Here is a 13,610-nt window from a genome sequence, read left to right as displayed (position 1 = left end):
ACCACCGCATCGGTACGTCAGAGACGCCAAGGAGATGCCTCGTGACCCCCGGTCGCCCCCCGCGAGTGCTTGTCGACGCCACCAGTGTCCCCGCAGACCGGGGCGGTGTCGGCAGATATGTCGACGGGCTGCTCGGCGCCCTCGGGCAGCTGAGCCCCGACCGCGTCGACCTCGCCGTCGTTTCCCAGCGGGCCGATGCGGAGCGTTACCGCCGCATGCTTCCGAGTGCTGAGGTGATCCCCGGCCCCGCGGCGATCGTGCACCGGCCGGCCCGTCTCGCCTGGGAGCAAACCGGTCTGCCGCTGCTCGCCCAGCAGGTCAACGCGGATGTGCTGCACTCGCCGTTCTACACCTGCCCGCTGCGGACCGGCTGCCCGGTGACCGTCACGGTTCACGATGCCACCTTCTTCACCGAGCCGGAGCACTACGACAACACCAAGCGGACCTTCTTCCGCAGCGCGATCAAGACGTCGCTGCGCCGGGCCGCCCGGGTGATCGTGCCCAGCAAGGCCACCCGCGACGAGCTGATCCGGCTGCTGGACGCCGACCCGACCCGCATCGACGTGGCCTACCACGGCGTCGACCAGACCGCGTTCCACTCGCCGACCGCCGACGAGAAGGCCCGGGTCCGCGCCCGGCTCGGCCTCGGCGACACCGGCTATGTCGCCTTCCTCGGCGCCAAGGAGCCCCGGAAGAACGTGCCCAACCTGATCCGTGGCTGGGCCCGCGCCGTCGCCGACTGGCCGCACCCGCCCGCGCTGGTGCTGGCCGGCGGTCAGGGCCACGACGACGACATCGACCGTGCGGTGGCCGAGGTCCCACCCCACCTGCGGCTGCTGCGGCCCGGCTATCTGCGGTACGCGGACCTGCCCGGCTTCCTCGGCGGCGCACTCGTCGCCTGCTACCCGTCGTTCGGTGAGGGCTTCGGGCTGCCGATCCTGGAGGCGATGGCCTGCGGCACCCCGGTGCTGACCACGCCGCGGCTCTCCCTGCCCGAAGTCGGTGGCGACGCTGTCGCATATACGACGGAAGCGCCGGAGCGGATCGCCGAGGATCTGGCCGATCTGCTGCACGACGAGCAGCGCCGCGGAACGCTCGCCAAAGCGGGCGCGGATCGTGCCAAAGAGTTCACCTGGGCGTCAAGCGCGGAGGTACATGTAACAACGTGGAATCGGGTCGCCGCTTGATCATCTACTAAACTCTCCGCGCATGAGCGACGAACAGGCTGTGTTGTACGGAGTGGTGCTGGCGGGTGGCACCGGAACCCGTCTGTGGCCACTGTCCCGCGCCGGTCATCCCAAGTTCCTGCACCCCCTGACCGGTACCGAGGCGTCGTTGTTGCAGGCCACGGTCGACCGGCTGGACACGCTGACATCACCCGATCGGGTCTTCGTGGTGACCGGTGTGGCCCACGCCGCCGCCGTCTCCCGGCAACTCTCCGCAGTCCCCGACGAGAACGTCCTCATCGAGCCGTCACCCCGGGACTCGTGCGCGGCCATCGCCCTCGCCGCCGCCGTCATCGCCCGGCGCGACCCCGGCGCCATCATGGGATCGTTCGCGAGCGACCACCTGATCGCCGACAAGGAGGCGTTCGCCGGCGTCATCCGGCAGGCCATGGAAGGCGCGAGCCAGGGCCTGCTGATGACCCTCGGCATCACCCCCACCCGGCCCGAGACCGGATACGGCTACCTCCAGTGCGGCGCCGCCGTCGGTGACGGCCCGGTGGTCAAGGTGGAGGAATTCAAGGAGAAGCCGACGTACGACGTGGCCGAGAGCTACGTGAAGTCCGGCACCTACCTGTGGAACGCCGGCATGTTCGTCTGGCGTGTCGACGCCTTCCTCGCCGAGTTGCACCGCCAGCAGCCACAGCTCGCCGCCGGGGTCAGCCGGATCGCCGCCGCGTGGGGGACCGCCGAGCAGGAGGAGGTGATGGGCGACGTCTGGCCCACCCTCCCGAAGATCTCGGTGGACTACGCCGTGATGGAAGGCGCCGCCTCGGTCGGCCGGGTGGGCACCGTCCCCGGCGATTTCGGCTGGAACGATGTCGGCGACTTCCACACGCTGGGTGAGGTGCTGACCGCGGACCAGGCCGGGAACGTGGTGGTCGGGCACGACACCGGTGCCGAGAAGCACACGGTCCTGCTCCGCGAGACGGAAGGTCTGGTGGTGGTCCCGTCGTCGGGGCGGCTGGTCGCGGCGATGGGCGTCCGGGACCTGGTCATCGTGGACACGCCGGACGCGGTTCTGGTCTGTCCGCGGGAGCGGGCGCAGGAGGTCAAACAGCTCGTCGATCATTTGAAGGAGCTGGGGCAGCACGGCTACGTGTAGGTGCGGGATCTGCCGTAGAACGAACGTTCTGTCTTCCTTCGCTGTCGCGCGCGGGCGACCCCCGCGCCGACACAAGAACGAACGTTCTGTTCGTTTACCATTGTCCCGTGACTGACGGCGAAATCGGCGCCCGCTCCTCAGCGGCGCGACAGCGGCTGCTCGAGACGGCGATGCGGATCTTCTACACCGAGGGGATCCACGCGATCGGAGTCGACCGGATCATCGCCGACGCGAAGGTGACCCGGGCCACCTTCTACCGGCATTTCCCCAGCAAAGAGGACCTCGTGCTGTCCTATCTGCGCGAGGTCCACCGGCTGGAGCGGGGCGCGATCGAGTCAGCCGTGACCGCCGCCCCGTCACCATCCGAGGCGCTGCTCGCGATCGCCGGTGCGATCGTCGCGAACATCCAGTCACCGGGCTTCCGGGGCTGTGCCTTCCTGAACGCCGCCGCCGAGTACCCGAATCCCGGCAACCCGGTGCACGTCCAGATCATCGCGCACCGGCAGTGGTTCCTGGAGACGCTCACCCCGCTGCTGGCCGAGGTCGCCGACGACTCCTCGGAGGCCGCCGCCCGCCACTTCGTGATGCTGCGAGACGGTGCCATGGCGGCCGGCTGTCTCTTCGAGCCGAAGCTGGTGGCGCAGACTTTCCGGGATGGCGTCGAGGGCCTGATCCGGGTGCACGGCGAGCGCCGGCCGACCGGATCCTGACTTCGATCCGACAGCCGGCGCCCCGGGGCGTCACACCTGTTCGATGTCCGAGAACAGCCCCTTGAACGGCACCCCGGTCTCCACCAGCCCACCGAAGAGGGCGCCGGCGGCCGGGGTGGTGACAGCCGCGGAGGCGTCCGCGTAGCTGTCGAAGTACAGATCGAGGGTCCGGTACGCCGGGGTGGCCGTACCGTCCTCCTTCGGCCACACCTTGGCGGACTCGGTGCGGCGCAGCTTCGGGAGTGTGATCGCGGCGGCGAGCGCCCCGGCGTACGCCATCTCGAAGGTCTCCGGGTCGGCCGGATCGTCGATGATCAGCGTGATCTTGGTGGGCATGACGGTTCTCCTCAATCGTGGGGTGGAGCGGAAACGGCGACTTCAGCGGCCGTACGCCTCAAGCAGGCGCAGCCAGATCTCGCTGACGGTGAGGTAGGCGGGAACCGCGTGCCACAGCCGGTCGATCGGGACCTCACCGGCGACCGCGACCGTCGCGGCGTGGATCAGTTCCGCGACGTCCGGGCCGACCAGGGTGACGCCGGCGATCACCCGCCGGTCCTCGTCGACCACCATCCGGGCCTGCCCCCGGTAGTCGTCGGCGTGCAGGGCGGAACCCGCCACCGCGCCCAGGTCGTAGTCGACGACCCGGATCCGCAGCCCGGCGGCCTCGGCCTCGGCCGCGGTCAGCCCGACCGACGCGACCTCGGGATCGGTGAAGACGACCTGCGGCACGGCGGTCCGGTCGGCGGTGGCGGCGTGCCGGCCCCACGGCTGGTCCTGGACGTCCTCGCCGTTCGCCCGGGCCACGATGACGTCACCGGCCGCCCGCGCCTGATACTTGCCCTGGTGGGTGAGCAGCGCGCGCCGGTTCACATCGCCGGCCGCGTAGAGCCAGCCACCGGCCGCTCCGACGATGCGCATGGTGTCGTCCACGGCGAGCCAGTCACCAGGTTCAAGACCGGCGATCTCCAACCCGATCTGGTACGTGTCAGGCGTACGCCCGACGGCGACCAGCAACTCGTCGGCCTCGACCGTGCCGCCATCGGTGAGCGTGACGTGCACGGTGCCGTCAGCGTCCCGGCTCACCGAGGCGGCCGCGGCGCCGTCCCGGACGGTCACCCCGGCCTCCCGCAGCGCGGCGGTGACCCGCTCGCCGGCGAACGGTTCCGCCCGTGGCAGCACCCCGTCCCGGGCCAGCACCGTCACCGTGGATCCGAGGCTCGCGAACGCGGTCGCCATCTCGGTCGCCACCACACCACCACCGATCACGGCCAGCCGGGCGGGCACGCGCTGTGCCGAGGCCGCGTCCCGGCTGGTCCACGGGGCGGCCTCACGAAGTCCGGGAACGTCCGGGATCAGTGCCCCGCTGCCGGTCGCGACGACCACCGCGTGCCGTGCGGTCAGCGTGGTCACCGTGCCGTCCGGGCCGGTCACCTCGACGACCCGGTCGGCGGTGATCCGGCCCCGGCCGCGGTGCAGGGTGATGCCGGCCGACTCCAGCCAGGACACCTGACCGTCGTCGGTCCAGTGCGAGGCGAAGCCGTCCCGGCGGGCCAGCACTGCCGCCGCGTCCAACCCGCCGGTGACCGCCTCCCGGGCGCCGGGCAGCCGGCGGGCCGCCCGCAGTGCGGAGCCGCTGCGCAACAGCGCCTTCGTCGGCATGCACGCCCAGTAGGAGCATTCCCCGCCGACCAGGTCCCGCTCGATCACGGCGACGGTCAGACCACCCCGTACCACCCGGTCGGCGACGTTCTCACCGACCGCTCCGGCACCGATGACGACGACGTCGTACGTGTGATCCGTCCCCCGGCCGGTCATCTCAGGCGCCCTTCGCGGCGCGGCCGAGCCGGATGGCCGCGACGAGGAAGAAGATCGCGCCCGGTACGGCGTAACCGACCGCGTTGGCCAGCATCGGCTCCGCCGCGGAGGCGGCCGTCACGAACGACGCGCCGGCGAACACCGAGATGCCACCACTGAAGATCATCGGCCACTGGCCGCCCATCGCCCGCCGGGGAACGGCGACGATCAGCTGCACCAGGCCGGCCACGATCGCCCAGGCACCCCAGACCCGCAGCATCGCCGGAACCCCGGAGGCGCCGGCCACACCCAGTCCGATCGCGGCGAGCGAGCTGACCGCGATGTTGACGTACAGCAGCACCGGCGACCCGGTGGCCCGGGACGCGCGCAGGTCGACGACCGCCGCGGCCACGTCGACGAGCGGGTAGAGCACGAAGAGCGCGACGACCAGCGGACTGGCGTCCCGGGCGATCGCGAACATCACGACGGCCCAGGTGATCGCGAAGCCGAAGCGGGCGAAGTAGAGCCGCCGCAGTGCGGCCGCCGTGTTGGAGATGCCGGGTGCGGCAACGGTGGTCATGGCCATCCTCGGTAGGTAGAACGAACGTTCTGTCTTGTCCAACGATGGCGGCTCCCCTCATCCCGTGTCAAGACAGAACGTTCTATCTCGCAAACCAAAAGCAGAACGAACGTTCTCCCCGGCGCCAGCGGGCGTTTTAGGGCTTTAAGCGTGATATGCGGCGCAGCATGACCGCCTGCGCGCCCCTCCTCCAGAAAGAACGAACGTTCTGTCCTGCTTCGCAAAGCTGGAGCGAACGTTCTGTCCTGCTTCGCAAAGCTGGAGCGAACGTTCTGTCCTGCTTCGCAAAGCTGGAGCGAACGTTCTGTCCTGCTTCGCAGAGCTAGAACGAACGTTCTGTCCTGCTTCGCAGAGCTAGAACGAACGTTCTGTCTTGCCTCGCAAAGCTGGAAAGAACGTTCTATCTCGCTTCGCATTGCTAGAAGGAACGTTCTATCCCGCGTCGTGGGCAGAATGAGCGTTGGTTACGCCCTCGTCAGCCGCTGGCCGTCAGCCGTCAGCCGTCAGCCGTCAGCCGTCAGCCGTCAGCGGTCAGCCGTCAGCCGTCAGCGCCGGCGGCCGGGTCCGGCCGATGCACACGCTCACGGTTCGTATGCGCTGGTCAGGCCGAGTACACCGACGTGGGAACACGGCCGGAGGGCCGTGATGACGCCCCACCTGGCCCAGGGCGTCCATACCCGCGCACGGCCGGCCACGGTGTGCCCGCACCGGGCGGAGCCCAGTCACCCAGCCGAGGACTTGGCGCAACACCCGGCCCTTCCACCAAGAAGAAGACTCGAAAGAGTCTTGCTCTCGACTGCCTGATCACTTGCGGTCAATCCCCCGCGCGGGCGACCCGCTCAGCAGCGATCTTGGCGGATTTACCACCGAAAACGGTGGTAAATCCTCCAAGATTGGCCAGGGTGGAGCCGGAGGGCGGACACTCACGCGGGGAATTGACCGCGAGCGGGCCAGCGGCTGAGGGGATGACCCGAAACGGTGGTAAATCCGCCAAGATCGGCCAGGGCGGGGCTGGAAGGCGGACACTCACGCGAGGAATTGACCGCGAGCGGGCCAGCAGCTGAGAAGAAGGCTTGAAACGGTGGTAAATCCACCAAGATCGGCCAAAGTGGGTGCCGGAGCGGACACCCGCGCGGGAATCGACCGCGCGGGGAGAACCGACCGCGCGCGGGCCACGGCCAAGAAGAAGACTCAAACGGTAGTGAATCCCCACGATCTGCCGAGGAAGGACGTTCGCGGTCGGCCCGGCCTGCCGAGGCGAAGGCACGCGCCGTCACCAGGTGAGGGCCTGCTCCGGGGCCGGGGTCAGCACGCCGATCCGGAGTTCCGTCATCGCCAGGCGGGAGCGGCGCGGCGGCGGGAAGTCCTTCAGGGCGGCGACCGGACCCTCCGGCTTCAGGCCGAGGCTGTACCGGAGGTTCGCCCCGACCGCACACTTCGGCGCAGTCTTCTCGCAGGAGATCCACTTCAGGCCGGTGTACGCCGAACCCCCGGCCTCCACCTGGAACGTCGACGGCTGACGGGGCTGGTCCAATCTGATGGTGGGCACCGGGACGACGTCCTCGGCCGCGTTCACCAGGCTGATCGTCAGCCAGCCGTTCAGGGTGCACGGCTCGGTGGCCGTGTTGGTCAGGGCGACCAGGGCCACACGAACGGTGGAGTCCGTCGCGGCCGGCTGAAGGGTCACGGTGGCTTTCAGGCTGCTCGTCAGGCAGGGAGCGGCCAGGTCGGCGGGTGCCGCCCGCACCGGGCCCGCCGGGGAGATCCCGGGGTCGGCGCACGCGGCCAGGACCAGCAGGGTGGCCAGGGCGGCGGTGGCTCGCCTCAGTCGCCTCGGGGTGTCGCGCATCGCTCCGTCTCTCACCGTGTCGCGGCGCTACCGCGGGGACGCCGCACCACGGGAGAACGGGTCAGCGGGTCACGGTAGCCGGGCCAGGGCCGGAGCGATCTGCTGGATCGTGCCGGTGGCCAGGGGAGACGGTAGAGCTTCCGGGTGGAACCACGCTAGATCTGTGGACTCTTCACTGATCTGCTCGATGCTGCCGGCCGGGGCATGTAGGAGGAATCGGACGTCATAGTGGACTGATGGCTCGGCGGGGCCACCGTCGCCAGCGCCGCAGCGGACGTCGTGGATGTCGATGTCGATCGGGGTGGGGTCGAGGATCAGGCCCGGGATGCCGGACTCCTCGGTGGCTTCCCGCAGCGCCGCCGCGGCGAGGGTGGGGTCGCCGTCCTCGCAGTGGCCGCCGAGTTGCATCCACATGTCGAGCCGGCCGTGCAGGCAGAGCAGGATCCGCCGGTCGCCGCCGAGGATCAGGGCGCTGGCCGTGACATGACCGGCCCGGTGTGCCCGGGTCATCGCGGCCGGGCCGTCGGCCAGCAGGCTGAGCGTCCGCCGGCGGGCCAGTTCGGCGTCGTCGGAGGTGGCGGTCCACGTGGTGAGCACGTCGACGGTGTTCTCGTACAGGGCGGTCACGCCGGGCCTCCGAAGGTGAGGGTCGCGCCGCTGTCGTCGATCGCGATGGTGGTGGGGACGCCTTCGGCGGCCAGGGCGGCGCGCAGGCGGTGGGCGTCGGCGCCGAGCCGGATCAGATCGGCGGGCGCGGCCGTGGCCGGGGTCAGCCGCACAGTTCCAGCGGTGACGACGGCGCCGGGGTGATCAGCGGTGGCCGCCCGGACGACTGCCGGATCGGTGGGGGTGAGCGCCATCGTGTCGGCGAGACCGGCCGCGGACCGGAGACCGGCGGCGTGCGCCTCGGCCGTACCCAATCCGAACATGTCGCTTTCCGCGTCGCGGATGAGGACCGACACGCCGGGACCGTCGCCGTCGCCGCCGTCGTGGCGGTAACCACGGACCACCGCGACCGGTACCCGGCCGGTCTTGCCCTTGACCAGCTCGGCGGCGGCGGACAGCTCGTCCACCACGGCCATCTGGGTGAGGCTCAGCTCGTTGCCGTACGGGTCGACCTGCCCCCGATGATCGAGCAGCGCGCCGATGCCGGCGGCGCCCAGGGCCACGTCGGTCAGGCCGTTGCGCCAGGCCCGGCCCATGGTGTCCGAGATGATCACCGCGACGGTCAGGCCGCGGGCGGCGAGGCCGGCGCGCAGCGCGCGGGCGGAGGCGTCCGGGTCGGCCGGGAGCAGCACCAGATGGGTCTTGTCGACGTTCGAGGCGTCGATGCCGGCGGCGGCCATCACGAACCCGTGGTGGGTCTGCACGATCGTGGTGGGGCCGCGGCGGGCCACCACCCGGGCCGTCTCATCGGCCAGCACCCGCTGCCGGGCCTCCTCGCGCTCCGGGCCGTCGGCGGGCACCTCGACCAGGCGGCCCTCCGCCTTGGACACGATCTTGCTGGTGACCACCAGCACGTCGCCGTCGGCCAGCCACGGCGCGGCCCGGGTGATCAGTTCGGCCAGGTCGTCGCCCGCGGTGACGTCGCCGATGCCGTGCACCGGCCGGATCTCCAGCGTCATCGGGCCAGCTCCAGGGCGTCGGCCACCATCCGCGCGGACAGGCTCTCGTCCTTCATCCACAACGGCACGGCCCGGGTGCGTACGCCCGGGACCTGCGCGCCCTCGTCGGACGTGTCGACCAGCCAGCCGTCCAGCAGGCCGCCGTCGGCGCGCGGGCCGTACATCCGGCCGACCGCCGCCGCGCTCACCTCGACGTCCAGGGTGGCCAGGCATTTGTCGGCCATCCCGCGGACCGGTGCGCCCCCGATGATCGGCGACACCCCGATCACCGGGGCCGGGCCGGACGTCACCGCCTCCCGCAGCGCCGGCACGGCCAGGATCGGGGCGATGCTGACCACCGGATTGCTCGGGGCGATCAGGACCACGTCGGCGCCGGCGATCGCGTCCAGCACACCGGCCGCCGGTTTCGCCGACTCGGCGCCCCGGAAGACGAACCGGTGGGTCGGGACGTCACCGCGGTAGCGCACCCACCACTCCTGGAAGTGGATCGCCTTCCGCTCGCCCTCGACGTCGGCGACCACGTGGGTCTCCAGGCGGTCGTCGGTGGCCGGCAGCATGGTGATGCCCGGCTGCCAGCGCTCGCACAGGGCCGCGGTGACCGCGGAGAGGGGGTATCCGGCGTTCAGCATGGTGGTGCGCACCAGGTGGGTGGCGGTGTCCTTGTCACCGAGGCCGAACCACGAGGGCTCCACGCCGTACTTCGCCAGCTCCTCCTTGACCACCCAGGTCTCGCCGACCCGGCCCCAGCCGCGCTCCGGGTCGGCGGCGCCGCCCAGCGTGTACATCACGCTGTCCAGGTCGGGACAGATCTGCAGGCCGTGCATGCGCACGTCGTCGCCGACATTGACGATCGCCGTCACGTCGGCGCCGATGGCGCGGGCGTGCGCTCGCACGCCGAGTAGGAAACGGGCACCGCCGATGCCCCCGGTCAGGACCACGATCCGCATTCCCTCATCCTCGCGCACCCGCGTCACCACCCCGGGTGGCGGGTCTCGGTTTACTCTGGGCCGACCTCGATCACCGCACCTGGAGCAACCGTGACCACACCACCGCAGCCGGAACCGGCCGCCGCGAAACCCATCGGGCACTTCCTGCGCCCCCTGCGCGACCTGGCCGTCTACGCGCTGGCCGGCGCGCCGGCGGTGTTCCTGTTCGCGGCCGTCATCGACCTGATGGGCCGGGACTTCGCCACCCAGACCCGGTACGGCTTCGGCTCCTTCGTGAACCTGGAGACGGTGCTCTTCCCGATCGCCGCGGTGCTGCTGGCGCACTGGGTGCTGCCGCGGCATCCGAAGGCCCGGCTGGTCACCCTGGTCGCGCTCGCCGAGTACGCGGTGGCGTCCTTCTTCGGGGTGATCTTCGGCCTGTTGTTCGGGGTGAGCGGGCTCGCCGCGCAGAACGCCGCGCTGGCCTTCACCGCGCTGCTGACCCGGGTCGCCTGGCTGGCGGTGCTGGCCGTGCCGGCCTACGCGGTGGTGCAGATCTACCTCGGCCTGTACGCCGTGCCGAAGCCGAAACCGCAGCCCGGGGTGTACGGCCAGCCCTACGGGCAGCCGCAGTACGGCACGGTTCCCCCGGGGTACGCCCAGTTCCAGCCGGGCGCCGCGCCGGGATCCGGCCAGCCCTACGCGCCCCCGGTGGCCACCCAGCCGTTCCAGGCCCAGCAGGCGCCGTACGGGGCGTATCCGCCGGTGCCGCCGGTCTGGGGCCAGCCGCAGCCGCCGCCGGAAGCACCCGCCGCGACCCAGGTGGTGCCGCCGACGACCCCGGAACCGCCGGCCGCGACCCAGGTCGTGCCGCCCGCTCCGGCGGACAGCACCACGGTCCTTCCGCCGGAGCGCCCCGGATTCGGCCCGGCCGGCCAGGACCCGCCCCGCCAGTGATCTTGTTCCCGGCCCGGGGGTGTTTCATGACACTCGCCGGGCCGGGAACCGTAGGGGCGGGCGGCAGGTTTCCGGCCTAGGCTGCTTTCGTGGCAGAGGTCAACGTGGAACCCGTACCGACCGAGGCGAGCATCCGCCGCGCATTGCGCCGCGCCGCCGACGGCAAAGCGATCGACGTGGACGAGGCGACCGCGCTCCTGGCGGCCACCGGCGACCAGTTCGACGATCTCCTGGCGATCGCCGGAGGCGTCCGTGACGCGGGCCTGCGCGAGGCGGGGCGCCCAGGCGTGGTGACGTACTCGCGGAAGGTCTTCATCCCGCTGACCCGGCTCTGTCAGGACCGGTGTCACTACTGCACTTTCGCGACCGTGCCACACAAGTTGCCGGCCGCCTTCCTGGAGCGCGACGAGGTCCTGGAGATCGCCCGGCAGGGTGCCGCCCAGGGCTGCAAGGAGGCGCTCTTCACCCTCGGCGACCGGCCCGAGGAGCGCTGGCCGGCCGCCCGGCAGTGGCTGGACGAGCGGGGTTACGACTCGACCCTGGACTATGTGCGGGCCTGTGCCATCGCGGTGCTGGAGGAGACCGGCCTGCTGCCGCACCTCAACCCCGGCGTGATGTCCTGGGCCGAGCTGCAGCGGCTCAAGCCGGTCGCGCCGAGCATGGGCATGATGCTGGAGACCACCGCCACCCGGCTCTGGTCGGAGAAGGGCGGCCCGCACTTCGGCTCGCCGGACAAGGAGCCCGCGGTCCGGCTGCGGGTGCTCGACGACGCCGGCCGGGTGGGTGTGCCGTTCACCACCGGCATCCTGATCGGCATCGGCGAGACGGTCACCGAGCGGGCCGAGTCGCTGTTCGCGATCCGCCGGGCGGCCCGCGAGTTCGGGCACATCCAGGAGGTGATCGTCCAGAACTTCCGGGCCAAGCCGGACACCGCGATGCGCGGGATGCCCGACGCGGAGCTGCGTGAGCTGGCCGCGACGGTGGCGGTGGCGCGGATCATCATGGGGCCGAGGGCCCGGATCCAGGCCCCGCCGAACCTGATCGACGACGAGTTCCCACTGCTGTTGCGGGCCGGGATCGACGACTGGGGCGGGGTGTCCCCGGTGACGCCGGACCACGTGAACCCGGAGCGCCCGTGGCCGCAGATCGACCTACTCGCTGAAAAGTCAGAAAAGTCCGGATTCCAGCTCCGGGAGCGTCTGACCATCTATCCGGAGTATGTCCGCCGGGGCGACGAGGGCTGGCTCGACCCGCGGATCAAGACCCACGTGGCCGCGCTCGCCACTGAGGACGGTCTGGCCCGTGAGGGCACCAAGCCGGCCGGCCTGCCCTGGCAGGAGCCGGACGACGCGTTCGGCGGCGGCCGGGTCGACCTGTTCAGGAGCATCGACACCGACGGCCGTTCCGAGGACCGGCGGTCCGACTTCGATCATGTCTACGGTGACTGGGACGAGGTCGCCGCACACGTGAAGAGCGCTCCGGCGAGCATGCCCGCCGACGTGGTGGCCGCGCTCAAGCTGGCCGCCGAGGATCCGGCGGCCCTTCTCCTGGAGAAGAACGAGGACAAGGCGATGGCGTTGTTCAACGCCGACGGCCCGGCCCTCGACGAACTCGCCAAAATCGCCGACGACCTGCGGAAACACGTCAATGGCAACGACATCACGTACGTGGTGAACCGCAACATCAACTTCTCCAACGTCTGTTACGTGGGGTGCCGGTTCTGCGCGTTCGCCCAGCGGGAGAAGGACGCCGACGCGTACCGGCTGTCGGTCGAGCAGGTCGCCGACCGGGCCGAGGAGGCCTGGCGGGACGGCGCGTCCGAGGTCTGCATGCAGGGCGGCATCGATCCCAAGATGCCGGTCACCGCGTACGCCGATCTGGTCCGCGCGGTGAAGGAGCGGGTGCCGGGGATGCACGTCCACGCGTACTCGCCGATGGAGATCGTCACCGCCTCGGCGAAGGCCGGGGTGTCGCTGCGGGAGTGGCTGACCGGTCTGCGGGAGGCGGGGCTGGGCACCATCCCGGGCACCGCGGCCGAGATCCTCGACGACGACGTGCGCTGGGTGCTGACCAAGGGCAAGCTGCCCACCTCGACCTGGGTCGACGTGGTCACCACCGCGCACGAGGTCGGCATCCGGTCCAGTTCGACCATGATGTACGGCCACGTTGACCACCCCCGGCAGTGGCTGGGTCACTTCCGGGTGCTGGCCGGCATCCAGGACCGGACCGGTGGCCTGACCGAGTTCGTGGCGCTGCCGTTCGTGCACACCAACGCCCCGATCTATCTGGCCGGCATCGCTCGCCCGGGTCCGACCTGGAGGGAGAACCGGGTGGTGCACGCGATGGCGCGGGTTCTGCTGCACGGCCGGGTGGACAACATTCAGTGCTCATGGGTGAAACTCGGCGACGAGGGCACCCGGATCATGCTGAACAGCGGTTGTAACGATCTGGGCGGCACGCTCATGGAGGAGACCATCTCGCGGATGGCCGGCTCCGAGCACGGTTCGGCCCGGACGGTCGCCGAGTTGAAGGAATTGGCGGCGAGCGCCGGGCGGCCCGCTGTGGAGCGGACGACGGTCTACGGGCGACGGTGATGAGAAATCCTTTGATCCGGTGATTGAGGTTCCTTCGGGCTGGGCATGATCCATTCGGTCTACCCGGTCCGGGGGACCCCCTGCCCCCAGGTTACAAAACGGGTTAAATTGGACGTGCAGGTCCGCTTTCGCGTCACCTTCCGACGGCTTGGACAGATAGGGCTGCAACAGGCCTGTCCGTCGCTGTCGCCAGTGGTGCGGAAACGGGCCCATTTAGCAGGTTCGGCTTGACGACGCACGTCTTACA

Annotated in this window: 12 protein-coding genes; 5 read left to right on the top strand and 7 right to left on the bottom strand. The window is 70.6% G+C overall.

Features of this window, described 5'->3' with window-relative positions:
* Nucleotides 1-41: 41 nt before the first annotated feature.
* The 3 genes from ACQ0O7_RS18010 to ACQ0O7_RS18000 all read left to right on the top strand — a co-directional run bounded on the left by ACQ0O7_RS18010 (nucleotide 42) and on the right by ACQ0O7_RS18000 (nucleotide 3,038).
* Entirely contained in the window at nucleotides 42-1,187 is a 1,146-nt protein-coding gene (locus ACQ0O7_RS18010; protein ID WP_430783248.1) for a glycosyltransferase family 4 protein, read from the top strand.
* A 40-nt stretch (nucleotides 1,188-1,227) separates the two neighbouring features.
* The gene (locus tag ACQ0O7_RS18005) at nucleotides 1,228-2,328 is read left to right on the top strand and encodes a mannose-1-phosphate guanylyltransferase (protein ID WP_430783324.1); all 1,101 of its coding nucleotides are present in this window, start codon (nucleotides 1,228-1,230) and stop codon (nucleotides 2,326-2,328) included.
* Between the two features lie 107 nt (nucleotides 2,329-2,435).
* A complete protein-coding gene (locus ACQ0O7_RS18000; protein ID WP_430783247.1) occupies nucleotides 2,436-3,038 on the top strand; it encodes a TetR/AcrR family transcriptional regulator in 603 nt (200 codons plus the stop codon).
* A 30-nt stretch (nucleotides 3,039-3,068) separates the two neighbouring features.
* On the opposite strand, the gene ACQ0O7_RS17995 is transcribed toward ACQ0O7_RS18000, so the two are convergent.
* The 7 genes from ACQ0O7_RS17995 to cofD form a co-directional block, all read right to left on the bottom strand.
* Nucleotides 3,069-3,374, bottom strand: a complete 306-nt coding sequence (locus ACQ0O7_RS17995; protein ID WP_430783246.1) for a hypothetical protein — start codon at nucleotides 3,372-3,374, stop codon at nucleotides 3,069-3,071.
* A gap of 42 nt (nucleotides 3,375-3,416) precedes the next feature.
* Nucleotides 3,417-4,853 carry a dihydrolipoyl dehydrogenase family protein gene (locus ACQ0O7_RS17990; RefSeq protein WP_430783245.1) on the bottom strand — a complete coding sequence of 479 codons (1,437 nt, stop codon included), beginning with the start codon at nucleotides 4,851-4,853 and terminating at the stop codon, nucleotides 3,417-3,419.
* A 1-nt stretch (nucleotide 4,854) separates the two neighbouring features.
* Entirely contained in the window at nucleotides 4,855-5,412 is a 558-nt protein-coding gene (locus ACQ0O7_RS17985) for a hypothetical protein (protein ID WP_430783244.1), read from the bottom strand.
* A 1,273-nt stretch (nucleotides 5,413-6,685) separates the two neighbouring features.
* On the bottom strand, nucleotides 6,686-7,261 hold the full coding sequence (locus ACQ0O7_RS17980) for a DUF4232 domain-containing protein (protein WP_430783243.1): 576 nt from the start codon (nucleotides 7,259-7,261) through the stop codon (nucleotides 6,686-6,688).
* A 69-nt stretch (nucleotides 7,262-7,330) separates the two neighbouring features.
* The gene (locus ACQ0O7_RS17975) at nucleotides 7,331-7,888 is read right to left on the bottom strand and encodes an NUDIX hydrolase (RefSeq protein ID WP_430783242.1); all 558 of its coding nucleotides are present in this window, start codon (nucleotides 7,886-7,888) and stop codon (nucleotides 7,331-7,333) included.
* On the bottom strand, nucleotides 7,885-8,886 hold the full coding sequence (locus ACQ0O7_RS17970; protein ID WP_430783241.1) for a coenzyme F420-0:L-glutamate ligase: 1,002 nt from the start codon (nucleotides 8,884-8,886) through the stop codon (nucleotides 7,885-7,887). The genes ACQ0O7_RS17975 and ACQ0O7_RS17970 overlap by 4 nt, the downstream gene beginning before the upstream one ends.
* The gene (gene cofD, locus ACQ0O7_RS17965) at nucleotides 8,883-9,833 is read right to left on the bottom strand and encodes a 2-phospho-L-lactate transferase (RefSeq protein ID WP_430783240.1); all 951 of its coding nucleotides are present in this window, start codon (nucleotides 9,831-9,833) and stop codon (nucleotides 8,883-8,885) included. The genes ACQ0O7_RS17970 and cofD overlap by 4 nt, the downstream gene beginning before the upstream one ends.
* A 90-nt stretch (nucleotides 9,834-9,923) precedes the next feature.
* Between cofD and ACQ0O7_RS17960 the strand changes: the two genes are divergently transcribed.
* Nucleotides 9,924-10,769 (top strand): hypothetical protein, encoded by an 846-nt coding sequence (locus tag ACQ0O7_RS17960; protein WP_430783239.1) that lies wholly within the window; start codon nucleotides 9,924-9,926, stop codon nucleotides 10,767-10,769.
* Between the two features lie 89 nt (nucleotides 10,770-10,858).
* Nucleotides 10,859-13,363, top strand: a complete 2,505-nt coding sequence (locus tag ACQ0O7_RS17955) for a bifunctional FO biosynthesis protein CofGH (RefSeq protein WP_430783238.1) — start codon at nucleotides 10,859-10,861, stop codon at nucleotides 13,361-13,363.
* Nucleotides 13,364-13,610: the final 247 nt, after the last annotated feature.

The organism is Actinoplanes sp. G11-F43 (assembly GCF_050589265.1).
Taxonomy (GTDB): domain Bacteria; phylum Actinomycetota; class Actinomycetes; order Mycobacteriales; family Micromonosporaceae; genus Actinoplanes.
Note: the sequence above shows the minus strand (reverse complement) of the source record. Positions and strands in the feature narration are given on the sequence as shown.